Origin of the sequence: Pontibacillus sp. HN14 (assembly GCF_021129245.1) — a bacterium.
Classification (GTDB): Bacteria; Bacillota; Bacilli; order Bacillales; family BH030062; genus Pontibacillus.
Map to the genome: position 1 here is coordinate 267,120 of NZ_JAJOLR010000004.1, position 25,681 is coordinate 292,800.

At 44.6% G+C, this 25,681-nt stretch carries 26 protein-coding genes; 15 read left to right on the top strand and 11 right to left on the bottom strand.

Annotated elements, in window-relative coordinates:
* Nucleotides 1-38: 38 nt before the first annotated feature.
* The gene (locus tag LQ226_RS14745) at nt 39-626 is read right to left on the bottom strand and encodes an SCO family protein (protein WP_231418713.1); all 588 of its coding nucleotides are present in this window, start codon (nt 624-626) and stop codon (nt 39-41) included.
* Nucleotides 627-785: 159 nt separating this feature from the next.
* Between LQ226_RS14745 and LQ226_RS14750 the strand changes: the two genes are divergently transcribed.
* Nucleotides 786-1,985 (top strand): M48 family metallopeptidase, encoded by a 1,200-nt coding sequence (locus LQ226_RS14750; protein ID WP_231418714.1) that lies wholly within the window; start codon nt 786-788, stop codon nt 1,983-1,985.
* 591 nt (nt 1,986-2,576) lie between these two features.
* On the opposite strand, the gene LQ226_RS14755 is transcribed toward LQ226_RS14750, so the two are convergent.
* Complete coding sequence (locus LQ226_RS14755) at nt 2,577-3,038, bottom strand: DUF3939 domain-containing protein (protein WP_231418715.1); 462 nt, start codon at nt 3,036-3,038, stop codon at nt 2,577-2,579.
* Nucleotides 3,039-3,110: 72 nt separating this feature from the next.
* Between LQ226_RS14755 and LQ226_RS14760 the strand changes: the two genes are divergently transcribed.
* Both LQ226_RS14760 and LQ226_RS14765 read left to right on the top strand, forming a co-directional pair.
* Nucleotides 3,111-3,254 (top strand): hypothetical protein, encoded by a 144-nt coding sequence (locus LQ226_RS14760; RefSeq protein WP_231418716.1) that lies wholly within the window; start codon nt 3,111-3,113, stop codon nt 3,252-3,254.
* Nucleotides 3,255-3,392: 138 nt separating this feature from the next.
* Nucleotides 3,393-3,923 carry a competence protein ComK gene (locus tag LQ226_RS14765; RefSeq protein ID WP_231418717.1) on the top strand — a complete coding sequence of 177 codons (531 nt, stop codon included), beginning with the start codon at nt 3,393-3,395 and terminating at the stop codon, nt 3,921-3,923.
* 70 nt (nt 3,924-3,993) lie between these two features.
* Here LQ226_RS14765 and LQ226_RS14770 read toward each other — a convergent pair whose 3' ends face one another.
* Nucleotides 3,994-4,395, bottom strand: a complete 402-nt coding sequence (locus LQ226_RS14770; RefSeq protein ID WP_231418718.1) for a YhjD family protein — start codon at nt 4,393-4,395, stop codon at nt 3,994-3,996.
* Nucleotides 4,396-4,642: 247 nt separating this feature from the next.
* Here LQ226_RS14770 and LQ226_RS14775 point away from each other — a divergent pair, with 247 nt between their 5' ends.
* Both LQ226_RS14775 and lepB read left to right on the top strand, forming a co-directional pair.
* Nucleotides 4,643-5,290, top strand: a complete 648-nt coding sequence (locus LQ226_RS14775) for a TVP38/TMEM64 family protein (protein WP_231418758.1) — start codon at nt 4,643-4,645, stop codon at nt 5,288-5,290.
* A gap of 53 nt (nt 5,291-5,343) precedes the next feature.
* On the top strand, nt 5,344-5,889 hold the full coding sequence (lepB, locus tag LQ226_RS14780; RefSeq protein ID WP_231418719.1) for a signal peptidase I: 546 nt from the start codon (nt 5,344-5,346) through the stop codon (nt 5,887-5,889).
* Nucleotides 5,890-5,909: 20 nt separating this feature from the next.
* On the opposite strand, the gene LQ226_RS14785 is transcribed toward lepB, so the two are convergent.
* Entirely contained in the window at nt 5,910-7,064 is a 1,155-nt protein-coding gene (locus LQ226_RS14785) for an MFS transporter (protein ID WP_231418720.1), read from the bottom strand.
* A 76-nt stretch (nt 7,065-7,140) separates the two neighbouring features.
* On the opposite strand from LQ226_RS14785, the gene addB reads away from it, so the two are divergent.
* The 3 genes from addB to LQ226_RS14800 are packed head-to-tail and all read left to right on the top strand — an operon-like array spanning nt 7,141 to nt 14,655.
* Entirely contained in the window at nt 7,141-10,638 is a 3,498-nt protein-coding gene (gene addB, locus LQ226_RS14790; RefSeq protein ID WP_231418721.1) for a helicase-exonuclease AddAB subunit AddB, read from the top strand.
* Nucleotides 10,638-14,363, top strand: coding sequence for a helicase-exonuclease AddAB subunit AddA (gene addA / locus LQ226_RS14795; protein ID WP_231418722.1), 3,726 nt, complete (start codon nt 10,638-10,640; stop codon nt 14,361-14,363). Before addB ends, addA begins: the two co-directional genes overlap by 1 nt.
* A gap of 4 nt (nt 14,364-14,367) precedes the next feature.
* A complete protein-coding gene (locus LQ226_RS14800; protein WP_231418723.1) occupies nt 14,368-14,655 on the top strand; it encodes an HNH endonuclease in 288 nt (95 codons plus the stop codon).
* 246 nt (nt 14,656-14,901) lie between these two features.
* Here LQ226_RS14800 and LQ226_RS14805 read toward each other — a convergent pair whose 3' ends face one another.
* The 6 genes from LQ226_RS14805 to LQ226_RS14830 all read right to left on the bottom strand — a co-directional run bounded on the left by LQ226_RS14805 (nt 14,902) and on the right by LQ226_RS14830 (nt 16,864).
* Nucleotides 14,902-15,117 (bottom strand): spore germination protein, encoded by a 216-nt coding sequence (locus LQ226_RS14805; protein WP_036785040.1) that lies wholly within the window; start codon nt 15,115-15,117, stop codon nt 14,902-14,904.
* A gap of 53 nt (nt 15,118-15,170) precedes the next feature.
* Nucleotides 15,171-15,551, bottom strand: a complete 381-nt coding sequence (locus LQ226_RS14810) for a spore germination protein GerPE (RefSeq protein WP_231418724.1) — start codon at nt 15,549-15,551, stop codon at nt 15,171-15,173.
* Nucleotides 15,544-15,762, bottom strand: coding sequence for a spore gernimation protein GerPD (locus LQ226_RS14815; RefSeq protein ID WP_231418725.1), 219 nt, complete (start codon nt 15,760-15,762; stop codon nt 15,544-15,546). The genes LQ226_RS14810 and LQ226_RS14815 overlap by 8 nt, the downstream gene beginning before the upstream one ends.
* Complete coding sequence (gerPC, locus tag LQ226_RS14820; protein ID WP_231418759.1) at nt 15,755-16,351, bottom strand: spore germination protein GerPC; 597 nt, start codon at nt 16,349-16,351, stop codon at nt 15,755-15,757. Before gerPC ends, LQ226_RS14815 begins: the two co-directional genes overlap by 8 nt.
* 75 nt (nt 16,352-16,426) lie before the next feature.
* The gene (locus LQ226_RS14825) at nt 16,427-16,627 is read right to left on the bottom strand and encodes a spore germination protein GerPB (RefSeq protein ID WP_231418726.1); all 201 of its coding nucleotides are present in this window, start codon (nt 16,625-16,627) and stop codon (nt 16,427-16,429) included.
* Between the two features lie 9 nt (nt 16,628-16,636).
* Nucleotides 16,637-16,864: a spore germination protein gene (locus LQ226_RS14830; protein ID WP_231418727.1), complete on the bottom strand. Its 228-nt coding sequence runs from the start codon at nt 16,862-16,864 to the stop codon at nt 16,637-16,639.
* 127 nt (nt 16,865-16,991) lie between these two features.
* Here LQ226_RS14830 and LQ226_RS14835 point away from each other — a divergent pair, with 127 nt between their 5' ends.
* The 5 genes from LQ226_RS14835 to LQ226_RS14855 all read left to right on the top strand — a co-directional run bounded on the left by LQ226_RS14835 (nt 16,992) and on the right by LQ226_RS14855 (nt 20,979).
* Nucleotides 16,992-18,137 (top strand): DUF418 domain-containing protein, encoded by a 1,146-nt coding sequence (locus tag LQ226_RS14835; protein WP_231418728.1) that lies wholly within the window; start codon nt 16,992-16,994, stop codon nt 18,135-18,137.
* 21 nt (nt 18,138-18,158) lie between these two features.
* The gene (locus LQ226_RS14840; RefSeq protein ID WP_231418729.1) at nt 18,159-19,352 is read left to right on the top strand and encodes a DUF2157 domain-containing protein; all 1,194 of its coding nucleotides are present in this window, start codon (nt 18,159-18,161) and stop codon (nt 19,350-19,352) included.
* On the top strand, nt 19,349-19,843 hold the full coding sequence (locus tag LQ226_RS14845; protein ID WP_231418730.1) for a GDYXXLXY domain-containing protein: 495 nt from the start codon (nt 19,349-19,351) through the stop codon (nt 19,841-19,843). Before LQ226_RS14840 ends, LQ226_RS14845 begins: the two co-directional genes overlap by 4 nt.
* Nucleotides 19,844-19,904: 61 nt before the next feature.
* Nucleotides 19,905-20,702, top strand: coding sequence for an SDR family oxidoreductase (locus LQ226_RS14850; protein ID WP_231418731.1), 798 nt, complete (start codon nt 19,905-19,907; stop codon nt 20,700-20,702).
* A 76-nt stretch (nt 20,703-20,778) separates the two neighbouring features.
* A complete protein-coding gene (locus LQ226_RS14855) occupies nt 20,779-20,979 on the top strand; it encodes a PspC domain-containing protein (protein WP_231418732.1) in 201 nt (66 codons plus the stop codon).
* 388 nt (nt 20,980-21,367) lie between these two features.
* On the opposite strand, the gene LQ226_RS14860 is transcribed toward LQ226_RS14855, so the two are convergent.
* Nucleotides 21,368-22,570, bottom strand: coding sequence for an ornithine--oxo-acid transaminase (locus LQ226_RS14860; protein WP_231418733.1), 1,203 nt, complete (start codon nt 22,568-22,570; stop codon nt 21,368-21,370).
* Nucleotides 22,571-22,722: 152 nt separating this feature from the next.
* Here LQ226_RS14860 and LQ226_RS14865 point away from each other — a divergent pair, with 152 nt between their 5' ends.
* Together LQ226_RS14865 and asnB are read left to right on the top strand one after the other, a co-directional pair.
* A complete protein-coding gene (locus LQ226_RS14865; protein WP_231418734.1) occupies nt 22,723-23,109 on the top strand; it encodes a YisL family protein in 387 nt (128 codons plus the stop codon).
* Between the two features lie 534 nt (nt 23,110-23,643).
* Nucleotides 23,644-25,491: an asparagine synthase (glutamine-hydrolyzing) gene (asnB, locus tag LQ226_RS14870; RefSeq protein WP_231418735.1), complete on the top strand. Its 1,848-nt coding sequence runs from the start codon at nt 23,644-23,646 to the stop codon at nt 25,489-25,491.
* Nucleotides 25,492-25,681 lie beyond the last annotated feature (190 nt).

A 25,681-nucleotide genomic window follows, 5' to 3' on the forward strand; every position in this document is an offset into this window, starting at 1 on the left:
GAGCATTTTCCTTTTCGGAAAATGCTCTTCTTTTTTCGTTAGTTCACTAGATCCATCACAGTGTTATACACTTGGTCTTTATTAAAAGCCTCTCCCATTGGAAACTTTCCTACAAGATAATTATCCTTGTCGAGAAGGTAAGCGTAAGAAGTGTGGACAAGGTAGTCTGTGCCATTATCTTTAAAGAGAAAACGGAACGGTTCAGCTAGTTTCTTTGTGTCCTCAACAGATCCTCGTAAAAAGATCCAGGACGGGTCTTCGGAAGCCCCGAAACTCTTCATATACTCTTGTAGACGTTCGTTTGTATCATTCTCCGGATCGATGGTGACGGTTACAAATTCAACTTGATCTCCGTATACACCTTTGTCTTTAAACTGTTCTTTCAAATGCATCATGCGTTGAGTCGTAAGAGGACATACATCCGGGCACTTCGTATACATAAATTCAACAATCCGAACCTTTTCATCCATAGAAGCTAAATCATATTCCTCTCCTTGTGCGGTATTCATCGCTACACCTGTCGGAAGTTGAACGCCCGCATCACGCCAGAATTGCAAATAAGATATTCCAAGACCAATTCCAATGACTAATAAAGAAATAAAGACAATGTACCATTTCTTTTGCATATCCATTCCCCCTGTAACCGTTGTGCTTACTTCTATATTACTAGAGTGACCACAGTGGTAATAGGGCGATCAGTGAACAACTCGTTACAATATTATGGCAACAAATTGAATTTTTTGGACGGATGTTTGTACAATAGTAAGAGAAGAGGAGAGGATGTCTTGAAGAAATTAATCGGAGCTTATGGTATCTTTTTAGTCCTGTTATGGGTGTACTTTGGATGGTTCTATGAAGTGGATACATATGTTGATTCGAGATACGCAGCGTACCGCCATGCATACTCATTCACTGTTCTAACGTTCCCATGGATTGTATTACTCGCCTTTATCTTGTCTGGTTGGCATAAAGGAATGCTGAGTCGAATAGAGAACCGGCTTAAGAGGAGGTGGATCCAGTCGTTTAGTTTTGGGTTGATCTTAATGGCAGTGATCCAGCTTCTTTCACTCCCCCTTGATGCACTCGGGTTCGCGATGTCTAAGAATGCTGATATAAGCAATCAGCCTGTGTTGGATTGGATAGTGGAGTGGAGTATTCAAAGTGGGTTCTTTATAGTTATGGTAGCAGTTTTGATCACGGTATTTCGCAGTTTGATCCGCAAGTTTCCGAATAGATGGTGGCTCGTCTTATGGTTGATCTCGCTCCCCATTGCTTTCTTCATTATTTATGTCCAGCCGATCTGGATCGATCCTTTATTTGAGGATTTCACTTCCCTTGAAAGTGGTGGGTTGAAAGATTCCATTGTAGAATTAGCAGGTGAGGCAGGGATCGATGAGAACCACATTTACCAAGTCAATATGAGTGAAAAAACATCAACCTATAATGCGTATGTAACCGGAATAGGCGCGCAAAAGCGAATTGTATTATGGGATACGATGCTCACTGGAATGAGCCAGAATGAAGTGTTGTTTATATTAGCTCATGAGATTGCCCATTATGTGAAACATCATGTTTATATAGGAGTAGCGGGCTATGTCTTACTTAGTTTTGTCCTTTTATGGAGCCTTTCTGCCCTTTATTCCGTTCTGTACCGAAATGCACATGACCGCCTTCAGTTGCGTGACCGTTCTGACCTAAGAGCTGTCCCTGTATTATTGCTTCTAGTAACGTTACTCATGTTTGTAACACAGCCAATCAACTTATATGTGTCTAGATACATGGAACGTTCGGCTGATCGTTATGCAATCGATCACACGGAGAATCTGCAGCCAGCCCTCGAGAGTTACCAGGCTTTAGCAAGGGAGTCTAAGAGTGATTTATCTCCATCGAATTGGATTGTGTGGCTGAGATACACCCATCCTCCCCTCGGTGAAAGGATTGAACGGATTCGAACGGAAATGATGGAGCGTGAGCAGGGCGATTGATTCCCGCAGGAAAATATACTAATATAACTTGTAAATGATTGCTCGTTGTGAGAAAATTTTACACGTAATTTGGAAAAATGCGAAACGTCAGCGGGTAGAATTTTTGGAATATTATGCAAAACCCGCAAACGGTTGCGTGAAACCGCAAATGTTTTTCGGTTACTTTTGACCAGGATTATATTAGAATAGACTCAAGACAAATTAAACGGCCTCGTTTTTTTGTAGGACATTCGTTGTCTGCAAAAGTCGTAGCCCGTTTATGGAGTCTTGTTTGTTTGTATGTATGTTGTTGAGCGTACATGCAAGGTGAACGAGGTTTGTCGTCATGGACTAATCGTTCACAAGTAATTCCCTCACTCAAAAGTTAACCAGTCGTCTCTTTTTGGCCAATGCCTCGATCGCATTGGCCCTTTTTTTATGCTTAAAACAGAAAACTAGCTCCGTTTCGTAATGTCGTAGGTTAGTCGGATTTTTTGTTTGCGAAGAAACAACCCAGACCAGAGCTTTTATACGAAAGGAGCTAGATGGTAGTAGGTTATCCAAAAGTTTGTGGACGTATACATGAAAGAAGCGATTGAATGAACCCTTATGCTATTCACTTGGCTTTTTATACGTAATCATATGCTCCTCATCTGTCATGTAAAAGTCCCGGTTGGGTCTTTCGTGGAGGAGACCGGCGTTTTCGAGCTTGAAGTAATTGACCTTTAAGTATGGGTCGTGCTCTATTACAGGGAGTTCTTTATTTTGCTGTATATAATGGTCAACGGCTCGTTGGACCAGGTCAAGGTCTAAGGCAAGTTGCTGGTCTTGTTCCTCGAATAGTTCATACGTTTCCTTCGACATGTAATAGGTGTTCTTTGGGATTCCTTTGAGGTAAGGAGCTAAGAGATTATAGTCGAGTGTGAGGTCTTCGTTAATAACCGTTCGTAGTTCGACTCCGTCCGGGAGGTGATCTGAAAATTCATGGATGGCTTTTCGGACTTCTTTAAGGGATAAATCTTTTATTTCAAGCTGCTCTTGATCTTCATTTTTCTTTTTCTTATTCCACCACATTTTGTGTCACTCCAATCTGATTAATTATATGGGGAGAGCGCAATCTAAGAGGGAGAGAAGGAGGTGTAAGTCATGGGAAATGGCCCTCTTACAGAGCTTGAAATCAATACATCGCTGAATCCTGACTTTGGGATGAATGATGATGGTTTTTTACTACATGCGAAGGATGTAGATGAATGGGAATTGCCGACTGACCCTGACTATTGCGGGGCGTAACCTCAGTATAACAGAAAAAATTACCATTATGTTTGATGCAGAAATTCAATTTCTGTCGGATTGTAAGTGATTCACTCCATATATGGATTATTTTGGTACAATGAAGGGGTAGTTGAAACCAAAAGAGAGGATGAAGGTATGGATATGTGGAAAGAGAGGTACGAAGTGTCTCCGTTCACGCAAGCTGTTCTGGCTGATGAAAGAGCAGATGGAAAAATGATCTCACTTGTGATGGAGGGAGAGGAATCCTTTTATGTGAATCAATCGCCAAAGCACATTGTGGATTATGCATGTAAATACTTTGGATCGAGTTTGAAAGGTCGACAAGCCGGAACAAGAGATGTAACCGGTATTACACACAAAGCCCCAATCGCCATTGACCCAATGAGCGGTATGTATTTCTTCCCTACGATTTCTCCTCAAAATGTAAATTGCTCCTGGATTGCTCATTCCCATGTGGACATGATTGAACCTGCCGGCCATCAGCAGACACGGTTAGTCTTTAAAAACCAACAATCCGTAATTTTAGATGTATCTAAAGGGACGATCTGGAATCAGATTCAGCGTACAGCCCAGTTCCGATACAAATTAAACGACCGCTTGCAATATGTCTCAAAGCCTCAATTTGACCATGTTGCTGAGCCCCCTTTGTTTCATCCGAAAGCCTAATAGACAGTAGAGACGCCACTTCTGGCGTCTCTTTTCTTTTTTAGAGGGTGCTTTTCCTGGAATAGTGGGGTTAAGAAGATTCTTCCGTACTGCTAGCCAGTTTCCCGTGAGTGGGCTGCATCACTTTCCGCATTAATTCATACATAATCGTTTCGACGTGTTTCCGAATGGCTGGGTTAAAGTAATTTCGTTTTTCTTCGTGACTCCCTGAAATAAACAGGTAAGAGGAGAATGATTCATTTTTGGATAGGAGCATCACATCGAGTTGGCGAGATTTCATTAGGCCTCTTAAATACCTTCGTTCTGATTTTGCCTTATGGGCCATTTTTCGTAACAATTCCATATAAGGTTCTTTAATTTTGAATGACCCTTGTTCTATGGTGTGCGTGTCTTTCTCGATGACGAGAATGGCCATGGATAAGAAGAGGAACCTTGAGGCAAGCTCTCGATCTTCTTCACTTAAGTACCGCATGTTCGTTCCCTCCTGTAATGAGAACATATGTTCTATTATAACGTAATTTTATGAAGAAACAAATAGATGTATGTTGGAAATGGTATCCATGTTGTAAAAAAACATGTTCGAGATGGGGGAAGTAGGTTTCTTTTCACAACATTGTGGCTACCATTTATAATAAGATTATGATTGTTTTGATAAATGAGCAGAGCATTGGAAAAGGCGATCCTTATTGAAGCTTATATCGCTGTTAGGAGTTAGAATGATGAATATTCAAGACTTGGACTTAGAAGCGTTAAAACAAATGATTAAAGATGACACGTTTGATGATTTTATTATGCAACTGTTGCAGCAGTACGAGGCATTGGGCCCTTTGCCAGGTATTTTGCTTCCGATGTTCGAAGCATTGCTCCCTTTTTTACCTCTCTTTATTTTTGTGGTAGGAAACTCAATTGCATACGGATTATTTAAAGGTTTTCTATTCTCATGGATCGGAGCGGTTCTCGGGGCTGTATTTGTCTTCTGGGTGATTCGAAAGTTAGGACAGAAGAGATTCTTCTTGTTTATAAGACGGAATAAGCAGGTGCAGCGGGTAACAGAATGGCTTGAGCGTCATGGGTTCGGTCCGCTCTTCTTGTTAATGTGCTTCCCTTTTTCTCCTTCTGCGATTATTAATGTAGTAGGGGCTTTGTCGAAAGTAAGTTTTCAGCAATTTGTACTAGCTGTTGTGTTAGGAAAAGCTGTTATGATCTTTACGATTTCCTATGTGGGGCATAGCATTACGGAATTTGCAAAGAGCCCTCTTAAGACGGTGGTCGTGGGAATTTGTATAGCGATATTTTGGATTATCGGGAAAGTGATTGAGCGGAAGTTGCAGCAACGCTCTCACGAAAACGTAAGTGCGAACGATTAGGGCAAAAAGAATGTGGGTAAAATGATAGTAGTACAATTTCTGGAGGAGAAATCATGACTATGAAAAATGCCTGGAGATGGTTTCGGACCATTGTATTCGCTATCGCCCTTGCCCTGGTATTTCGTTCGTTTTTGTTTGCAAGCTACGTGGTTGAAGGGGAATCGATGCAACCCACGCTTTATGATGGTAATCTATTAATGGTGAATAAAGTCGTTTATGATCTGCAGGACGTCGGTCATTCGGATGTGATTGTGTTTCATGCGAATGAGAAAGAAGACTATGTCAAGCGAGTCATTGGCTTACCTGGAGATACGATTCGGTATGAAGATGATACATTGTATTTGAATGGTGAAAAGGTAGACGAGCCATACTTAGATCCTTTTCGGGTTAATGATGGAAAGCCGTTAACGAAATCATTTAGCCTTGAGGAGATTGAAAATGGTGCTAAAAAGGTACCGGAAGGACATATTTTCGTCATGGGAGATAACCGAAGGGAGAGCTTAGACAGTCGGTACTTCGGGTTTGTTCCTATTGATACGATTGTAGGGAAAGTGGATGTTCGCTATTGGCCGATTAGCAAACTAGCCCTACGTTTCTAACATAAGAGAGCACTCTATCCTTATTTGGATAGAGTGCTCTTTTTAATGCCTCCTCCCATACGAAAGCTAATAAAAGCTAAGCCCATAAAGAGGATGGCTGTGGTGAGGAGGATGGTTGGGAGTGGGATTAGGGAGGCGGCTATGCTTCCGATGCTTGCTCCTGTTAAGAGGGTGAAGGAATAGATGGAAACGGCGCTGGCTCTTGAGTGCTGGCTGAATTGGCCGACTAGTAGGATGACCATTGGAATTGTGATTGAGGTGGAAGCGATCATTAGAATCGATGCGATAAGGAGCGTCCATGTGTGGAGCGCGAGTAAGGGTAGTGAGAAGCCAATGGTTAACGTAAGGAGTCCGAATCCTAATACAAATGGGGCCCCGAAGCGTTGTTGCAGGGGGCCAGCGAAGAAGGCGGGTATGATTCCGACCAGACCGATCATTCGAAATGATTGCAGGGAAAAGGGGATGTCGATCTCTCCTCTGGCAATCATCCACTCAAAACTTCCGTAAAACATCATGACAGTGAACAAGAGAAAAAAAGCAATTCCATATAGTTTTTGCAAGGGTCTGAACTGAAAAAATGATAAAATAGGAGATAATGAAAATAACGTTTGAAAGGGTTTGGGCTTCGATGGAACGAGAGACTGTTTCATGAATAAAAAGCAAATGCCATAAAGGATAAAGAAGCCGAAAAAGACCGACCGATAAGATCCGAAGCGTGCCAATTCAACGGCGATCATTTGCCCAAAGATCCCAGCGATCAAAAAGCCGGTATTGATCATAGCGATGACAAACGCTTGTGTTTTTCCATGAAAATGTTCAAAGGAATAAGCAAAGGCTGTCGGGGCAAAGCTTGCAGCAAGTATTCCTTGTAAAGCTCGCAGTACAATGAATAACCAATAGGTTGGCATAAGACCGACGAGGACTGTAACAACGGCAAGAGAAGCCATTCCGGTCAGGAGAACTTTTTTGTGTGGCAGTTTATCGGCTAACATGCCAAAGAAGAACAGTCCAATGGCATAAGGAAATATAAACATGGAACTGCTGAGAGAGGCCTGTGAGTCAGATAGGTGATACAGCTCTGCGATTTGAGCCTGAAGAGGGAGCATGGTGTAAAGGTTGCTTGCGATAAAGATACCGGTGAAGATCAGAGCTGCTGCCATACGCTTTGGTTTCATCAGATCACTCCTCTATACAATCGTAGTCGTACTGTATGCAAACCTTTCGAAAACGTTCATAGAGTGGAGGTAAGGAATGAGTATACGATTTTTATTAGGAAGAGCTGGTGCTGGAAAGAGTACACAGTGTCTTGAAGAAATAAGAGAGAGCTTGAAAGATTCTCCTCAAGGGGCTCCGATTCTCTATATGGTACCGGATCAGATGACGTTCCAGCAGGAATATGCCCTTTTGAAGCAAGAAGGTATTGAAGGAAGTATTCGCGCTCAAGTATTTAGTTTCTCCCGCCTTGCCTGGCGTGTGCTTCAGGAAACAGGTGGCGGAACGAAGAAAATGATTAGTTCTACAGGCGTTCAAATGATGCTTCGTAAGATCACGGAAGAACGGAAATCAGATTGGAATGTGTTCCAAAAAGCAATCGAGAAGCAAGGATTTATTGAACAATTAGAAACGATGATTACGGAGTTCAAGCGTTACCGTATCACTCCGGATTCGTTGAATGAATATATAGGATCCATCGGAGATTATAAGCACCCATACGCTGGTGAAGAGGCGTTGCAACATAAACTAGAAGACTTATCGTACATATACGAGCAACTTATGATCGCCCTTCGTGAGCAATATATCGATAGTGAGGACCAACTGCAGCTCCTTGCAGAGAAGATTGAGGAAGCAGACTCCCTGAATGGAGCTGAAATTTATCTGGATGGTTTCCACCGATTTACCCCGCAAGAACTTGTTGTGTTACAAGCGCTGATGAAGAAAGCGAAACGTGTCACGATTGCTTTGACATTAGACCAGCCGCGCTACGGGGAAATTGATGAATTGGATCTTTTCCACCAGACGGCTCATACGTTTCAGGATTTAGAGCGAACCGCACGAGAAATAAATGTTCCGGTTGATGAGGTGAAATATGTCTACGGCGGGGAAGGACGGTTTGAGCGACGTCCGGCATTTGAGCATCTCGAGCATTATTTTACAACAAGACCTGCACCTGGATACCAGGAGCAAGCTCCAATTACAGTCGCTCAAGCGGTTCATCCTCGTGCTGAAGTAGAAGGGGTCGCTCAAGAAATTATTGAACTTGTGCGTGATCATGGATATCGCTATCAGGATATGGCTGTTCTTATTCGTGAGCCTGATGTTTATCATGACCTTATTCAAACGGTGTTTGAAGATTACCGGATTCCGGTGTTTATTGATGAGAAAAGGACCATGCTGAACCATCCACTTGTTGAGTTTGTGAGATCAGCCCTTGATGTCATAGAAGGCAATTGGCGCTATGAGGCGATTTTCCGTTTGTTAAAAACAGACTTCTTCCCACTAGGGGACAAAAGGGATCCCCTTACACAAGATGCGATTGATGAGCTTGAGAATTATTGCCTCGAGTACGGCGTCCGGACGAAGAAACGCTGGATTAGTGAAGAGCCCTGGAGATACAAGCGTTTCAGAGGATTCGACCATTTATCGCAGACGGATGAGGAGAAAAAGAAAGAAGAACGCATTAATCGGCTACGCGATCAGGTCGTGAAGATTCTTCTTCCTTTCGATGAGCAAATCCGGGAAGCTTCTACAGTAAAAGAACGTTCTCAAGTTCTGTTTCAGTGGCTTGAAGAACTACGAGTACCCGGTACGCTGGATCATTGGCGTGACTGGTATGACGAACGGGGGCAGATTGAGAAGTCCCGTGAACAGGAACAAGTGTGGGATGCTGTCATTGGACTAATGGACGAAATGGTTGAAATGATAGGGAATGATAAGATTTCCTTACAACTTTACCGCACCACAATGGAAACGGGCCTTGAATCGTTAAACTTCGCTCACGTTCCGCCGAGTATGGACCATGTTATTGTCGGGAGCGTAGACCGCTCGCGTATTACAGGAATTAAGAGTGCGTTTCTCCTTGGGGTAAATGAAGGCTTATGGCCGATGAAGCCACAGGCGGAAGGAATGATTTCTGAACAGGAACGAGAACTTCTGGCTGAACACGGTGTGCAACTTGCCGATAGCAGTAAGCGTCAGCTGCTCGATGATCACTTCTATGTGTATCTCGCCTTTACAGCTGCTTCTGATTACTTATGGGTCAGTTATCCTCTTAGTAATGAGGAAGGGAAGGCGAAGGTTCCTTCATCTATGGTTAAACGTATGAAAGAACTATTCCCTCACTGTGAGGAGAAGGCACTTCTTGAAGAAGGAGATGATCATGAGGAGACGGAACGATTTATTACCACTCCTCAGAAAACGCGTTCTGTCCTGACCGCCCAATTGTCTCGTTACTTAAGAGGATATCCGATGAAGGATATTTGGTGGGATGTGCTTGACTGGTTTATTGCTCATGACACGAATTCCATTGATACGAAGCGGGTTTTACTAAGCTTGTTCTATAAGAATACACCATCCAATTTAGGGCGTAACACGACGGATCATTTGTATCCGAAGCAGGTCAATGCGAGCGTGTCACGTTTAGAAACGTACTATCGCTGTTCATATCAGCACTTTGCTAAGTACGGTCTTGGATTACAAGAACGCTCTGTGTATAAGCTTGATGCGCCAGATATTGGACAGTTATTCCACGAGGCGTTAAAGCAAATTACAGAGTGGATTCAGGTAGAGGGGCGCGACTGGAATAGTATTACGGAGAACGACACAAATCAGTATGCACAAAGAGCAGTACAAGAGCTATCTCCAGTGCTGCAACACCAGATTCTCTATAGTTCAAACCGTTATCAGTACATTCAGCAGAAATTGCAGGATGTCGTTGCTCGAGCGGCTCATATGCTCAGTGAACAAGCGAAACGAAGTCAATTCGCACCCGTAGGGCTTGAAGTTGGATTTGGTCCTGAGGAAAAGATCCCGCCAATGACGCTTGATCTTGCCAATGGCTTTCAGCTCATGCTGCGAGGACGAATCGACCGTGTGGACCGGGCTCAAGCAGATGAGGGGCTTTTACTTCGTATTATTGACTATAAGTCGAGTGCAAAAGGCCTTGATCTCGTAGAAGTTTATTACGGCTTAGCCTTGCAAATGCTTGCCTACTTAGACGTCGTTCTTTCTCATTCAGATACATGGCTCGGCACACAGGCAACGCCTGCTGGAGTCCTCTATTTCCATGTCCATAACCCAATGATTTCAGGATCACAGCTTCTTCAAGACACAGAAATTCAGGACGAGCTCTTTAAGAAGTTTAAAATGCAAGGGTTGCTTGTTGAGGATGAGAACATTGTGAAAATGATGGATACCAATTTAGATACAGGGATGAGTAAGATTGTCCCGGCAGGATTGAAGAAAGCGGGCGGATTCCGTAAAGGTTCACAAACGGCTGAAGAAGAAGCCTTTAAGCATCTCCAGACCTACGTGCGTGATTTAATGAAATCAGCAGGCGAATCGATCACAAATGGACAGGTGAATCTCAATCCATTTCAGAAGAATCAGCAAGTGGCTTGTACGTTCTGTGAATTCCGTTCTGTTTGTCAGTTCGATCCGACCCTTGAAGAGAACCAATACCGAACCATTAAACCAATGAAGGATGAAGATATATTGCAACAAATTGTGAAGCAAGAGGGGGATGATGAATAATGCCATCCTGGACACCAGAACAAGAACAAGCTATTTACACGAGCGGTAAGGATGTTCTCGTTTCGGCAGCGGCCGGATCAGGGAAAACCGCTGTTCTCGTGGAACGAATCATTCAAAAACTACTTAATCAGGACAACCCGACAGATATTGATACGTTACTCGTTGTGACGTTCACAAATGCAGCGGCCCAGGAAATGCGTAACCGTGTAGGAGAAGCCCTTGAGAAAGCATTAGAAGAGAATCCAGGTTCCATGCACTTGAAGAAACAACTATCACTCTTGCAACGTGCATCCATTTCAACGCTTCACTCCTTTTGTTTAGATGTGGTCCGTCGTTATGCCTATCAGCTTGATCTTGATCCACAATTTCGTATTGCGGATGAGATCGAGGGAGATCTTATTCGTCAGGAAATTTTAGAGGATCTGTTCGAAGAATGGTACGGGAAAGACGGAGAAGAGCGAGAAGCCTTCTTTGAAGTTGTGAATCGCTTCTCAGGGGACAGGAGTGACCAGGAAGTTGAATCGCTTATGCTGTCCGTTTATAACTTTGCGATGCAAAATCCGTGGCCAGAGACGTGGATGGAGAAAGTATCAGGGATGTATCATGTGACAAAAGACACCCCTGAAGAGGAGATCGAGTGGTTAACGATTTTAAAACGGGAAGTGAAGAGTCAGCTTCACGCTATGCTTGCGGATTCAGAACAAGCCTTAAACCTGACCCGTGAGCCAGATGGTCCGTATCATTACGCCGAGGCCATTGATGATGACCGGGAGAAAATCCAGCAGGCACTTGGTCTTGTGGACATTTCCTGGCACGAGCTTCAGCAGTTTATGGAGAACGCAGGTGGCTTTAAAGCTCTGTCCCGTAAAAAGGTGGAGTGCTCGGATGAATTGAAAGATCAGGTGAAGACGCTCAGAGATCGTTACAAGAAACGATTCACTTCTTTAAAAGAAGACTGGTTCGCCCGCTCTCTTCCGGCGCACTTAGGCGATATGAAGACGTTAGCCCCAGTCGTTGATCAACTGATGGTCCTTGTGAAAGAGTTTCACGAACGTTTCCAGAAGAAGAAGAAAGAACAAGCCCTCGTCGACTTTGCCGATCTTGAACACTATTGTTTGCAAGTCTTAATGGATGAGAACTCTACACCAGGGGACATATCGCCTTCAGAAGTGGCGAAGGGGTACCAGGCTCAGTTTACCGAACTGTTAGTGGATGAGTACCAGGATACAAACCTTGTTCAAGAGACCATATTGAGAATGGTGACAGATGGTGAACATGCTGGGAACCTCTTTATGGTAGGGGATGTAAAGCAAAGTATTTATCGCTTCCGTCACGCTGAACCGACGCTTTTCTTGCAAAAGTATAAAGAGTTCGCTGGAGAAGACCATCCTTCTGAGCGAATTGACTTAGCTCGGAATTTCCGAAGTCGAAAAGAAGTCCTTCACGGGACCAATTATATTTTCCGTCAGCTTCTTGATGAAGAGGTCGGAGAGATGACCTATGACAAAGATGCAGAGCTTATTTATAGCAACACCATTTACGACGAATTGACCTCTGCTGATGCGGATGCAGAACTCCTGGTGATTGATCGTCAAGCACCAGAAGACCCAACTGCTATTGAGACGGGCGAAGAAGGCTTTCAAGATCTGGAGAAGGCCCAAATTGAAGCCCGTGCCTACGCGCAAAAAATCAGACAGTGGCTTGGTCACGGAGACGAAGAAGCGCTGCAGGTTGTGGATAAAGAAACCGGGATGAAGCGAAGCATTCAGTTCCGGGACATTGTTATTCTGATGCGTTCGATGACGTGGGCCCCAACGATTGTTGAAGAGTTAAAGCAACAAGGGATACCCGTTTATGCTGAGCTATCTTCAGGTTATTTCGAAGCCATTGAAATAAAAATTATGATCAGCCTGTTAAAAGTCATTGATAATCCGAGACAAGATATCCCTCTTGCATCTGTCCTTCGTTCCCCAATTGTTGGACTAAATGAGGACGAGCTCACAAACGTTCGACTGGCAAAACGAAAGGCTTCCTATTATGAAGCGCTTCAGGCCTATAAGCGTGTCGGAGACGATGACCGTCTCGCCGGGAAAGTGGAGCATTTCTTGATGAGGCTTGAAACGTGGCGTGTGCGTGCCCGCCAAGGTTCTTTATCAGAGCTGATCTGGCAAGTCTACCGCGAAACCGGTTATTACGATTTCGTAGGGGGTATTCCAGGGGGACGTCAACGTCAGGCCAATCTCCGAGCCCTTTATGACCGCTCAAGGAGTTACGAAGCAACCTCGTTCAGAGGATTATTCCGTTTCCTTCGTTTTATCGAACGAATTGAAGAACGAGGGGAAGACCTTGGTGCTGCGAAAGCTCTCGGAGAACAAGAAGACGTGGTACGGATTATGACAATCCACAAGAGTAAAGGTCTTGAATTCCCGGCTGTCCTGTTAGGTGGTATGGACAAACAGTTCAATCAGCAGGATTTAATGTCGAAATACTTACTACACAAAGATCACGGGTTCGGCAGTAAATTTATCGATCCGAATAAACGGATTATGTATCCAACCCTTGCCTATCATGCTTTAAAGAAAGAAAAGCAACGGGAGCTCCTGGCTGAAGAGATGCGTGTGTTGTATGTGGCCTTAACACGTGCGAAGGAGAAGCTCGTTATGGTCGGAAATGTGGCTTCTCTTGAGAAGAAGCTTTTGAAGTGGCGAGAATGGGTTGAACATCCTCATTGGGTTCTCCCGGCTCATTACCGATTAGAATCCAAATCTTACTTGGACTGGGTAGCACCCGCGCTTATTCGCCACCAGCAGAATGAAGAATTACGGGGCACGGGTTCCATTATGCGCGTACCAGAATCAATCGTTCACGATGAATCCACATGGAGAATCAGTCTTCTGCATAGCAGTGCCTATCAGAATCCAAATCGTGTGGAAGAGAAACAGAGTGAAGCTTTAGAACAAGCGATTCGAGAGTGGAAACAGGTGGGTGAAACGCATGAGGAAGAGGATGAAGTGAGCAGGCGCCTATCCTTTATGTACCCTCACCAAAACGCGATTCACCACCGGGCTAAGCAGTCTGTGACTGAATTGAAGCGCCAGCGTGAAGTGCCTGATGAGTATAGCGCCGATTCTTTAATTCGGGAGTTTAAGCAACCGATCGTAAAGCGCCCTCGTTTTATGCAGGAAAACCGTTCTTTAACAGCAGCAGAAGCGGGTAGTGCGATGCACACGGTTATGCAGCATCTGCCGTTTACGAGGAAATTATCAGCCGCTGAAATTGAAGAGTATGTGGAACTCTATGTCGAGAAAGAACACCTCACAAGAGAAGAAGCGGATGCGATTAACATCCAAGCCATCGAAGCATTCTTTGAAAGTGAGATGGGTGAGATGGTCATCGAGTCTTCAGAGGTCCATCGGGAAGTACCATTCACATTAACCATTCCCGCTCATGAAGTGTACGCAGACTGGAAGGAAGAAACCGATGAAACTGTATTTGTTCAGGGTGTGATCGACTGTATCCTCCCTGGTGAAGGCGGCTGGATCATTCTTGACTATAAGACGGATAAAATACAAGAAGGACAAACGGAGGAATCGTTAAAAGAACGATACAGCACCCAATTGTCCCTCTATGCAGAAGCCCTGAGCCGAATTTGGAAGAAACCAATCACGGCACAGTATTTGTATTTCTTTGATGCAACGTTGTTAACTCGAGTAGACGAGAGGTGAGAAAATGGCCCATCAGGAGACGTGTGAGCTATGCGGACGAAGCCCCCTAGAAACAACAGAGCACCACTTGGTCCCCCGTCAGTTCGGAGGTGCAGAAGGACCAACGGCTGACTTATGCAAAGCTTGCCACAAGCAGATCCATGCATTGTTTACAAATGCTGAACTGGCCGGATTTTATAACACGCTTGAACGTCTCCGGGATCACCCGGATATGGAGAAGTATCTGAAGTGGGTGAAAAAACAAGACCCACAAAAGAAAATCACCATAAAAAAATCCAACCGCAAGAAGTAACAAACACGGCCAAGGAGCTGAGACTCCTTGGCCGTGTTTTATTTCAACTGAGAAATTGAGAGAATATTTCCGTTAGCTTTTGTTGAGTGTAAGGTGGGCCTGGAAAACACTCGCTTCCCAGCTCCCCCGCAGGAAAGCGAGTTGTCCAAAAGCCTGCCCAAGCACTCATTAAACGTAACGGCCTCTTCTAGCTAAAAGCCTCACAAAAAGACGAAATTACAGGGCGTAATTTCGTCTTGGTAGATGCTAGGTGGCAACTGTTGGCTGGTCAACGCCATCAGGATCAAATGGATTCGTTGAACTGATGCCGTTATTTGTATTAATAAAGTCGCCCGTGTTGGCACTTCCTGATCCTGTGTTTGATTTTGAGGAGCTTTTTGGAGAAATGTAAAAGGAATCTCCAAAGTTAATAACTCCACCGCCTACGCTGTTGATTTTGATAGGTCCGACAATGGATGGCATGTGATCACCTTCCTTATAGAAAGTCTCTCTTCATAGGGTATGCAACCTAAAAGTTATTGTTCGTCATCCATCTCCTTTAAGATGCGGAAATGTTTAATGCGGACTTCTGCATCAATATGGTCGAGATTCCCGATTTGAAAGATCGCAGCTGATGACATACCTTGAATGTGGACGGAGTCTACATGGATATAAGGATCACAAGGAACTCTTGTTTGTTCAATGCTCAGTTGTTTATCGAATAGGGGAAGCTCGGATGTATAGACGGGGAAACCGCTAAATGGGAAATCCTCATCTGTAAAGAGCGCCCCTTCTTTCTGGACGGCGAGGGCCCTTGACCGTGGGGCGGCTTCTTCAGCATCTCCAATTTCAAATATAGAGCTTAAGATAAGGGAATTAATTTTGACCTGATTGACACAGGAAGTGCGCTTATACATCGTCTTTTCTCTTTTCTTTCGATCGCTTCCGTTCAGATAACGGAACGAGTGGTCCGTAGATTACCGATTCTGGAGGGGTATCAAAGATAGAGGATAACGCAATCGACTCGTTGTCTCCAATTAAAAAAACCGAAGAAGAGGAAACTCCGCTTACTCGGATGTTCCCTACATGTAAACCACAATTATGAACTTCAAACTTCACTCTATTCATCTCCTTTATGCGCTTGACCTTGCACAAAATGGTGAAGGGATTCATGAATTTCTTGCTTAATCTGGTTAACGATCGCATCGATTTGAGCTTGATCGGTCACGCCGTTTTTAGTATTCGCCTGTTGCAAATACTCACCAACTCGATGATCGAGCTGCTTCTGGACGTCTTGAAGAATAAATTGTTGGTACGTTTCGTCATAGTGACGACCATATTGTCCTGCAATTTGTTGGAGGTCAGCTGGGCCTTGACCTGATAGGTAGTTTTGCAGATCACTTAGTATTTGATCTTTTACGGCCTGACCTCCGCTCAATTTAGGAGGAAAAGGCTTTTCTTCCACAGCGAAATCTTCTATACCGAATTCTTTCCCGTTTTGAGGAGTTAAGCCAATATTCAGGGTCCCTTCGAGGGTTTCGATCTTTAGTTGGTCAAAGTTGTATTCGATTTTTTCAATATTGGTAGAAGGTGTTTGCTTGGTTTCCTCAGCTTTTCGCTCTAGTTCACTAACTCGTTTCTCCAATTCTTTCATTTGCTTGGTTTGCGAATCCACCAGGTTATGCAGCTTCTCTAAGTACTGGGTCCAGGAATCCATATATTGCAAGAGATCTCCCCCTTTCTGGGCTTTTACCTAGCATACTGTATGCGAATTAGGAAAAATGTGTGCAGGTTAAGAAGTCGATAAGGGAACGAGCGGGCCTTCTTCCACAGCTTCTGCTTCTTCAGCCGGTTCTGTATAACCGCCGGTGTTGTAAAGACTTGAGCGAGCTTGAATGACACCAGCGCTACCGATCTGGAAAACTGATGAATTGGACACAGAGCCCACTTTTAAGAAATGAATATTGATAGATTGATGAATGGTAAACATCATCCATCCTCCTTAAAATTCAGTATCTTGAACTGTTGATTGGTCTACGACATCCTGGTCATAGACGGTCGTATTGGATTGAGATAAATCAATGTGAATGCCATCACCTGTGTTAAAGGATCCTCCCCCAGCAAAGGTTTTCGCAGAACTCTGGGGAGCCATGGCATAAACATCTCCGATATTAAAGATAGCTGAGCTTGATATGTTCACAACTTTGACGGCTCCCACCTGAGCTGGCATAGGCATACCTCCTTTATGATTAGTTTATGAGCGGAGAAAGAGAACGTGTTAATCACCTAAAAAGAATTGCTTCTTTCAGGGAGGGTAACGTACAGTTAAGGTACAAGCGAAATAGAGGAGGTGTAGAATGAAGAAAAGTAAGCGACTGCCGTGGATTGATGCGGCGAGAGGATTAGCGATTTTTGGGATCTTTATGGTGAATATGCCTTCCTTTAATGCCCCTTATTTTCTGTTTGGCGGGGAAGAGGCGTGGACGGGCGATCTGAACCGGTCTGTTCAGGCTGGAATTGATCTGTTCTTCCAGGCCAGTTTTTATACTTTATTTTCGTTCTTATTTGGATTTGGACTGTATATGATGAAGGAAAGCTTAGAAGAGAAAAGGCTGCTCTATTCGAAAGTTCTCATACGTAGGTTAAGCGTCTTAATTGTTTTTGGACTCATTCATGGGATACTGATTTGGTATGGGGATATCTTGTTAACATACGGGGTACTAGGTTTCCTTTTACTTCCATTATTAAGGTCTTCTGTGAAAGCTATGGCCTGGTGGGCGCTCACCATCTTGTTGGTCTTCACGAGCTATGTAACGTATGGATACTATAGCTTTCGAGACCAGCTTGGTGAAGCTAATCAATTCTTAATTAATAAAGCTTTTGCAGCCTATCAGTCCGACAATCTACTTACCATTTGGACAGAGAACTGGGAGACGTGGCAACTGGTGTATGCATCTGTATACCAGTGGGTGTTTCTCGCGGCTTCGATCTTTCCTGTCATGGTATTTGGCGTTATTGCAGCGAAGAAAAGGTGGCTACACGAGCCTTGGAAACATTCAGCTGTCCTTAAACGCATTGGTGTCATTAGCTTTCTGCTATTTGTTCTTTTTAAGATGGGACCTTATGTATACGGAAATCCCGAGTGGTTTAGTACGGCACAGGACAATATTGGCGGGACGGCATCAGCGATTTTTTATATGACGATGATCACCCTGCTTTTTAACAAACGAGAAAAGCTTTTCATTCCGTTTCAGTATGTTGGGAAGCTTTCGTTAAGTAATTATATTTTCCAATCGGTCTTATGTTTTGTGCTCTTTTATGGGGTAGGGTTTGGATTATATGGAGGTGTTTCACCGGCGTGGAGCGTTGTACTCGTTGTCATCATTTATGCCTTTCAAGTTGTGGGAAGCTATGTATGGTTAAAATTCTTCAGGTACGGCTTATTGGAGTGGATCTGGAGGATCTTCACATACAGACAGGTACAACCTCTTAAGAAGTCTTGAGAAATGGTGAGGTGAGAGAGTGTGAAACGGTCTTGGGTTGAGAAAGAAGGGGCAGTCTGGGTAGAAGAAGGAATCATTTCAAACGAGCAGTATGAGCAATTACTCAAAAGATATCCAAATCGGAATTCAAGAGGGTTGCTGGCGATGTTTGGTGGGGTGTTTATCGGGCTTGGATTTCTGACCTTTGTGGCTTCCAACTGGCCTGTGATGCCAAACCTTGTAAAGATGGCGATCTTACTAATTGCCCTTGTTGGCTTTTATTTCTTTGGGGATCGAGCCTACCAAAAAGGTTCTAAAGCTCTTGGTACATCGTTTTATGCCATCGGTATTCTGCTCTTTGGAGCGGCTATGATCCTGACCGGACAGATGTATCATTATATGTCTACTCATGCGACCACGTTTTTCCTCTGGGGGTTGGCTGCTCTATTGATTTACGGAGTGCGGAGGGAAAGGGCGCTGTTATACCTGGCTTTTGTGATCTTAACAGCAGGACAGATTTATAGTTGGATGACCTACGGGGAAGCTCATATCGGAATCTTTCTCCTATTCGTTCTAGGAGGCGGCTTCGAGGTTGTCCGGTTGCGCCGGGATTCCCTTGGCCTTCTATACGGGTTTCTATATGTGCTCCAATCCCTTGTCCTCGTGTTTGCAGGTGGAAGCGATTACGTTTGGTTACTCTTCTTATGGTTGGGGGTTTATGTAGGGGCCTCGCTTCGATTCTTCAATCTCCCTTCTTTACAAATGACAATGGTCGGGGCAGCTTTCTTGTTAAAAGCGATTGAAGTCTTTTTGCTCGATTCGTGGGTAATGGAAGAACTTGAGGTTCACGTCGTTTTCTTGATTGCTCAACTCCTTCTGATCGGTCTGCTTGTTCTGTTAACGAAGGATAGGGTGGTTAGTGTTTTGAACCTCTTGTTGTTTCTTCCTGTCGTATATATTGGAGAAGGCGGAGGGATCGTCGCTCTTATTCTGTTGTATGCTTTATCCATTGGGTATCTTATTTTGGGGACGCAGCGGGTGTCGGCCCATCTTGTCAATTTCGGTACGGGCGCCTTTTTGATTAGCACTCTGATCGCTTACGTCCAGTTGGCGTGGGATTTTCTCAATAAGTCCGTCTTTTTCTTTATTGGCGGTATCCTTTTATTCGGTTTAAGCTATGTGTTACACAAAGGGCGCCACCGGTTATCTGGTGAGGAGAAAGGGGGCGGTGAATGATGAAGCGTTGGCTGTTTTCATTATTGGTCAGCCTCCAAGTCTTGTATGTAATCGGGATGGCCGGAGCCTATTATGCAATCGATGTATTCGGGGAAACGATTCAACTGAAGACCGCGCCCGTTGATCCTACCGATCTTTTTTACGGGGATTATGTAGTCGTAAATTATGAAATCTCAACCATTTCAAAGGAAAAATGGGTCGGTGATGAACCGAAGAGGAACGAAAAAGTGTACGTGAAGGTAAAGCAGAACAAGGGTGTTTACGAAGCGGAAGCTGTTTCTCATCAACGGTTAGGGACGAAAGAAGGAGAGGTTCTTCTTACAGGTCAATACAAAGGCAGTACGAAAGATGAGGTTCGCATTCGCTATGGAATTGAGCGTTTTTATGTAGAAGAGAATACGGGCAGGTCCTTCGAAACTTCTGAAAGATTAGCGAAAGTGGCTGTCGCTCCTTGGGGGCAGAAGAAGATCGTGGAGCTAGTAGATCCATAATCTTGGAAATCCCCTTCTCTTTTTCAGTACAATAGAGGTACAGAATGAAGGAGGGGTTTAGGTGGATTTAGGGTTAAAAGGAGCTCGTGTGGTTCTGTTAGCATCGAGTAAAGGCATCGGTAAAGCAATTGCAACGGAATTTGTCCGCGAAGGAGCAGAAGTGCTGATATCAAGTAGAAATGCTGAACATCTTTTAAAAGCAGCGGAAGAGATTCATCAGGAAGCTGGTGGAACAGGAGCAGCCCCGCATACGGAAGTGTGTGATATTACAGACGGGGATAGTATAGAAGCGTTGTTCCAGTCGGCTTCTGATAAGCTTGGTGGCGTGGATATTCTTGTGAACAATGCAGGAGGACCGCCAGCGGGGAGTTTTATGGAGATGACTGATGAGGATTGGCAGAAAGCTTTTGAACTGAATTTACTTAGTTTTATTCGGGCAAGCCGCCTGGCGATCCCCCATATGAAGGACGCTGGCAGAGGGCGTATTTTAAACATCGCCTCTTCCTCGATTAAACAACCAATCGATGGATTAATCTTATCAAATACGTTCCGAACAGGGATCGTTGGATTAGCCAAAAGTTTGGCTAGTGAGTTTGCAGGTGAAGACATCCTTGTTAACACACTTGGGCCCGGTCGTATTGAAACAGAGCGTGTTGAGGAACTAGACGAAAAGATGGCTAAAAGACGTGGTCTTTCGGTGCAGGAGGTAAAGGCTGAGATGGAGACGATGATTCCCGCTGGACGCTACGGGACACCGGAAGAATTCGCCCGAACCGCGGTGTATTTAGCATCTTTTGCGAATACCTATGTAACCGGGCAGGCGCTTGTCGTTGATGGAGGATATGTGAAGGCATTGTAGTAGGTTGATAGAAAAGTGAAACGTTGGAATTCGCTCATCCGTAGAAAAGGTATAGAAAGCTACAGGAGGAAGTCTTATGAAAAAACTCTATCGTTCCACGCAAGATCATCAAATGTCAGGCGTTTTGGGTGGACTTAGCGAACTTTATAATATTGATGTAAGCCTTTTGCGCATCTCCATGGTTGTATTATGCTTTTTCACAGGCGGATTTGCGTTATTGCTTTATATTGCCGCTGCTATTATTATGCCAACGGATCAAGAGATTAAGAAATTATAAGAAAAGAGCGCCGGGACTTAAAAAAGTTCCGGCGCTCTTTTTGCATTTTAGTCCAGTCTATACGTTGCTAAGCGGGGAGCTTACGCTTTTGGTTCGTCTAGCTCCAGCTCCCCAGCAACTAGTAGACTTCCTTCACCTCCGGTCGATCAGTCAACATCAATTCGCCGGGGGCTCATTGTGTTTCCTAGATCTCGCGGCGGTTCAGTCCAGTCTATACGTTGCTGAACGGGGGGCTTACGCTTTTGGTTCGTCTAGCTCCAGCTCCCCAGCAACTAGTAGACTTCCCTCACCTCTGGTCGATCAGTCAACATCAATTCGCCGAGGGCTCATTGTGTTTCCTAGATCTCGCGGCGGTTCAGTCCAGTCTATACGTTGCTGAACGGGGAGCTTACGCTTTTGGTGTTAATACGTCTTTGATTTGTTGAATGGCCCAGTCCAGATCTTCTTTATCAATAACAAGTGGAGGGGCGAAGCGGATGACGCTTTCGTGGGTTTCTTTACAAAGAAGCCCTTTAGCCTTTAGTTCTTCACAGTATTTGCGTGCAGGTTCTGTCATTTCAACGCCGATGAAGAGGCCTTTGCCGCGCACTTCTTTGATTTTAGGGTTATCGATGGAACGAAGCTCGCTCATCATATATTCACCGAGTTCCAGAGAGCGGTTAGCAAGGTTTTCTTCTTCTAATACTTCAAGAGAAGCAACGGACACAGCACATGCTAGTGGATTTCCGCCAAATGTTGAACCATGTGAACCAGGGTTGAAGACACCTAGTACTTCTTTATTAGCCACGATACAAGAGATCGGGAAGACGCCTCCACCGAGTGCTTTACCTAAAATGAGCATATCTGGAGATACATTTTCCCAATCACAAGCAAACATTTTACCCGTGCGTGCGAGGCCAGCTTGAATCTCATCTGCAATATAAAGTACGTTGTTCTCTTTACAAATATCATAAGCCTCTTTTAAGAACCCTTCAGGAGGGATGACAATACCAGCTTCTCCTTGGATCGGTTCAAATAAGAACGCAGCTGTATTCTCTGTAATGGCTTCACGCAATGCATCGGCATCTCCATATGGGATGACCTTAATTCCTGGAAGCATAGGGCCAAATCCACGCTTATATTCTGCTTCAGACGATAAAGAAACCGCTGTCATTGTGCGCCCGTGGAAATTGCCTACGCATGCAATAATCTCAGCCTGGTCTTCCGCGACGCCTTTTACATCATATGACCAGCGACGAGCAGCCTTAATCGCTGTCTCCACAGCCTCTGCGCCTGTATTCATAGGAAGGGCCATTTCTTTATTGGTTAATTTACAAATCTTTTCATACCAAGGACCGAGCTGATCATTATGAAACGCACGAGACGTTAAGGTTACTCGTGAAGCCTGCTCAGTCAGCGCATCGATAATCTTAGGATGGCGGTGGCCCTGATTAACAGCTGAATAAGCACTTAACATATCCATATATCGATTGCCTTCAGGATCCTCTACCCATACACCCTCTGCTTTGGCGATGACAATTGGAAGGGGATGATAGTTCTTCGCCCCATATTCCTGAGTTTGTTCAATAATTTGTTCACTTGTATGTGTCATTGTATCCCTCCATCAATTAAAGAATCTACCAACAGTATAACAGCTTTTCAGAATTTTTTGTTAGTTAGGAAAGGAAAGAGTAAACATTCGCAGTTCTTATGTTTTTTTGGTATGATATCGGTGGTAAGTTGTATGTAAAAGGAGGAAAAAACATGGATGGACAAACGCACTTACATATCACGTCATGGGTATTAGCATTAATCTTGCTTGGCCTGACGGTATGGTTTGATCGTTTAGGAAAGCCAAAGGTCGGTAAAGTCTTTCACATGATTTTACGTTTGGATTACTTGTTAATCTTATACTCTGGTGGTAGCCTGATTGCCGTGTATTTCGCGAACGCAAGTGGCGCAATGTTAGGAGAAGCGATTATAAAAAGCTTAGCTGGCTTATGGGTCATCTTCGCAGTCGAAATGATCGCCGTTCGCGCTCAAAAACGCGTATCCGCAAAAAGCGCATGGATTCAATTCTTCATTGCTATCATCATCGCCCTAGTCCTAGGATTCGGTCGTCTGCCAATGGGAATTTTACCATTAAGTTAATCATGGAATGAAATGTGTAAAAGCGTTGAATTGTACATCAATTCAACGCTTTTTTTATAGGTTACACAAGTAGAGGGGCCGTTAATTTTGTTAAGCGGTTAGGGTGTCTGGGGAACGACTTGCTTTCCACGGGCGAGCTGCCAAGCCTCCTCATTCGCTTTGCTCACTCCGGGGTCTTGCCTACCTCTTTCTCACGTAGGAGTCTCCCCGTTCCCCAGACACCCTAGCTGTATTTACACTAACGGCCCATCCCCTGGCGCTTGTTACTCTTAATACGAAAAAGGTGTGCCGGGAAACTGCGAGACTCCCGTGGGCAGAAGAGCCTAGGTGAGACCCCGGAAGCCGGCTTTGCCGGCTGAGGAGGCTCACCAGCTCCCCACAGGAAAGCGAGTGGTTTCCCGGCACACCTTATCCTCAACTTGGCAGGAACTTGTTATGTAGTTTAACAAAAATCACATCTTTTTCATCTGGGCATATGTTAGGGAAGGAAGACAAAATGAATCGCAAGCTCTAGCATAGAAAGGATGAGTGTAGATGTGTGGCATTAGTGGATGGGTTGATTATCAGAAGGATCTCACACAACACGAACGCACCGTTGAAAAAATGGCAAAAACACTTCACTACCGCGGTCCTGATGAATCCAATGCCTGGATTAAGCCTCACGTTGCATTTGGTCATCAGCGCTTAATTGTAGTGGATCCTGAGGGTGGCAGGCAGCCGATGACCTTTCAGAATGGTTCCCATGCGTATACCATTTGTTACAACGGAGAGTTATACAATACAGAAGATATTCGGAAAGAACTAGCCAGTCTCGGTTGGAGCTTTCAGTCTCATTCTGACACAGAAGTTTTACTTAAGAGTTATATGCAGTGGAAAGAAGCATGTGTGGATCGCTTAAATGGAATTTTTGCTTTTGGGATCTGGGATGGGGAAAGGGAGGCGCTTTTTATCGCCCGGGACCGCCTTGGGGTGAAGCCGTTCTTTTACACGGAGAACGCTGGAGGGCTAGTGTTTGCTTCTGAACTGAAAGCCCTTCTCGCTCATCCGGATATTTCTCCTATCCTTGATGAGGAAGGATTAAGTGAAATCTTGGCATTAGGGCCTTCTCGCACACCGGGGCACGGGGTGTTTAAAGGTGTTAAAGAACTGCGCCCGGGTCATGTAGGGGTGTATAGTCGGAACGGGCTCAAGATTACACGTTATTGGAACGTAGAAAGCCATGAGCATACAGATTCTGTGGAGAAAACGGCGGAAACGATTCGAGAACTGTTTGAAGATGCCGTCACGCGCCAATTAGTTTCTGATGTACCTGTTGGAACTTTTCTGTCCGGTGGGGTCGACTCCAGTGCGATCACTGCAATTGCCGCAAATCATATGAAGGCAGAGGGAAAAGATCCTCTTCAGACGTTCTCGATTGATTTTGATGGAAATCAAAAGTATTTTAAAGCAAACACATTCCAACCGAACAGCGATGGCGACTTTATCAAACTAATGTCTGATACGTTTGGTACGAAACACTCGTCATCTGTTATGAACAATGACGTGTTGGCAGGTCTCTTGAAAGAGGCTGTGAACATGCGTGATCTTCCGGGTATGGCTGATGTGGATTCTTCGCTGCTCTGGTTCTGCCGGGAGATTAAGAAGGATGTGACCGTGGCTCTTTCTGGAGAGTGTGCGGATGAAATATTCGGAGGATACCCTTGGTTTTATCGCCAGGAAGATTTATCGCGAGAAGGGTTCCCGTGGATCCGGTCCTCAGGTGTGCGAAATGAACTGCTGACAGATGAGTGGAGCTCTAAGCTCGATTTGCATGGCTACATGATGGGGCGATATCAGGATACGATTGCTGAGACCCCAGCGTTTAGTGGGGACTCGAAAGAAGAGGCACAGCGACGTCAGTTATTTTATTTAAATCAGCTATGGTTTATGACCACGCTACTTGATCGGAAGGATCGCATGAGTATGGGCGCAAGTCTTGAAGTACGTGTGCCATTTAGTGATCATCGTTTAGTTGAGTACGTATGGAATGTGCCGTGGGAGATGAAGCGGTACGGAGACAGAGAGAAAGGAATCCTCCGAAAAGCGTTAGAAGGATTGTTGCCAAACGATGTGCTATACCGGAAGAAGAGCCCGTATCCGAAGACGCACAATCCAGTCTACACAAAAGCGGTTGTAAGCTGGCTTGGGGAAATTCTTGACGACCCAAACGCGCCGTTGTTTAACCTGTTTAAGAAAGAACGAATTCAGCAACTTGTCGACAGTGAAGGAAAAGCGATCGATGCACCATGGTTCGGGCAACTCATGACAGGACCACAGCTACTCGCTCACCTTGGTCAGATCAACCACTGGCTTAAAACTTACAATGTGAAGATAGACGTCTAACAAAAGCGGAAATGCCCTGTTTAGACCCGGCAGGCATAAGTGGGGGATCGGAATGAAGTGTTCTTCCTTCATGCAGATCAACCGCTTATGTCCCGAGGGTCTGGGGCAATGGAGCTGGATGATAACAAAAGCGGAAATGCCCCGTTTAGACCCGGCAGGCATAAGTGGGGGATCGGAATGAAGTGTTCTT

Excerpts from the sequence above, each read along its gene's own strand:
- LQ226_RS14745 (WP_231418713.1), bottom strand. The coding sequence starts at position 626 with ATGCAAAAGAAATGGTACATTGTCTTTATTTCTTTATTAGTCATTGGA.
- LQ226_RS14755 (WP_231418715.1), bottom strand. The coding sequence starts at position 3,038 with ATGTGGTGGAATAAGAAAAAGAAAAATGAAGATCAAGAGCAGCTTGAA.
- LQ226_RS14760 (WP_231418716.1), top strand. The coding sequence starts at position 3,111 with ATGGGAAATGGCCCTCTTACAGAGCTTGAAATCAATACATCGCTGAAT.
- LQ226_RS14765 (WP_231418717.1), top strand. The coding sequence starts at position 3,393 with ATGGATATGTGGAAAGAGAGGTACGAAGTGTCTCCGTTCACGCAAGCT.
- LQ226_RS14770 (WP_231418718.1), bottom strand. The coding sequence starts at position 4,395 with ATGCGGTACTTAAGTGAAGAAGATCGAGAGCTTGCCTCAAGGTTCCTC.
- LQ226_RS14775 (WP_231418758.1), top strand. The coding sequence starts at position 4,643 with ATGAATATTCAAGACTTGGACTTAGAAGCGTTAAAACAAATGATTAAA.
- lepB (WP_231418719.1), top strand. The coding sequence starts at position 5,344 with ATGACTATGAAAAATGCCTGGAGATGGTTTCGGACCATTGTATTCGCT.
- LQ226_RS14785 (WP_231418720.1), bottom strand. The coding sequence starts at position 7,064 with ATGAAACCAAAGCGTATGGCAGCAGCTCTGATCTTCACCGGTATCTTT.
- addB (WP_231418721.1), top strand. The coding sequence starts at position 7,141 with ATGAGTATACGATTTTTATTAGGAAGAGCTGGTGCTGGAAAGAGTACA.
- addA (WP_231418722.1), top strand. The coding sequence starts at position 10,638 with ATGCCATCCTGGACACCAGAACAAGAACAAGCTATTTACACGAGCGGT.
- LQ226_RS14800 (WP_231418723.1), top strand. The coding sequence starts at position 14,368 with ATGGCCCATCAGGAGACGTGTGAGCTATGCGGACGAAGCCCCCTAGAA.
- LQ226_RS14805 (WP_036785040.1), bottom strand. The coding sequence starts at position 15,117 with ATGCCATCCATTGTCGGACCTATCAAAATCAACAGCGTAGGCGGTGGA.
- LQ226_RS14810 (WP_231418724.1), bottom strand. The coding sequence starts at position 15,551 with ATGTATAAGCGCACTTCCTGTGTCAATCAGGTCAAAATTAATTCCCTT.
- LQ226_RS14815 (WP_231418725.1), bottom strand. The coding sequence starts at position 15,762 with ATGAATAGAGTGAAGTTTGAAGTTCATAATTGTGGTTTACATGTAGGG.
- gerPC (WP_231418759.1), bottom strand. The coding sequence starts at position 16,351 with ATGGATTCCTGGACCCAGTACTTAGAGAAGCTGCATAACCTGGTGGAT.
- LQ226_RS14825 (WP_231418726.1), bottom strand. The coding sequence starts at position 16,627 with ATGATGTTTACCATTCATCAATCTATCAATATTCATTTCTTAAAAGTG.
- LQ226_RS14830 (WP_231418727.1), bottom strand. The coding sequence starts at position 16,864 with ATGCCAGCTCAGGTGGGAGCCGTCAAAGTTGTGAACATATCAAGCTCA.
- LQ226_RS14835 (WP_231418728.1), top strand. The coding sequence starts at position 16,992 with ATGAAGAAAAGTAAGCGACTGCCGTGGATTGATGCGGCGAGAGGATTA.
- LQ226_RS14845 (WP_231418730.1), top strand. The coding sequence starts at position 19,349 with ATGATGAAGCGTTGGCTGTTTTCATTATTGGTCAGCCTCCAAGTCTTG.
- LQ226_RS14855 (WP_231418732.1), top strand. The coding sequence starts at position 20,779 with ATGAAAAAACTCTATCGTTCCACGCAAGATCATCAAATGTCAGGCGTT.
- LQ226_RS14860 (WP_231418733.1), bottom strand. The coding sequence starts at position 22,570 with ATGACACATACAAGTGAACAAATTATTGAACAAACTCAGGAATATGGG.
- LQ226_RS14865 (WP_231418734.1), top strand. The coding sequence starts at position 22,723 with ATGGATGGACAAACGCACTTACATATCACGTCATGGGTATTAGCATTA.
- asnB (WP_231418735.1), top strand. The coding sequence starts at position 23,644 with ATGTGTGGCATTAGTGGATGGGTTGATTATCAGAAGGATCTCACACAA.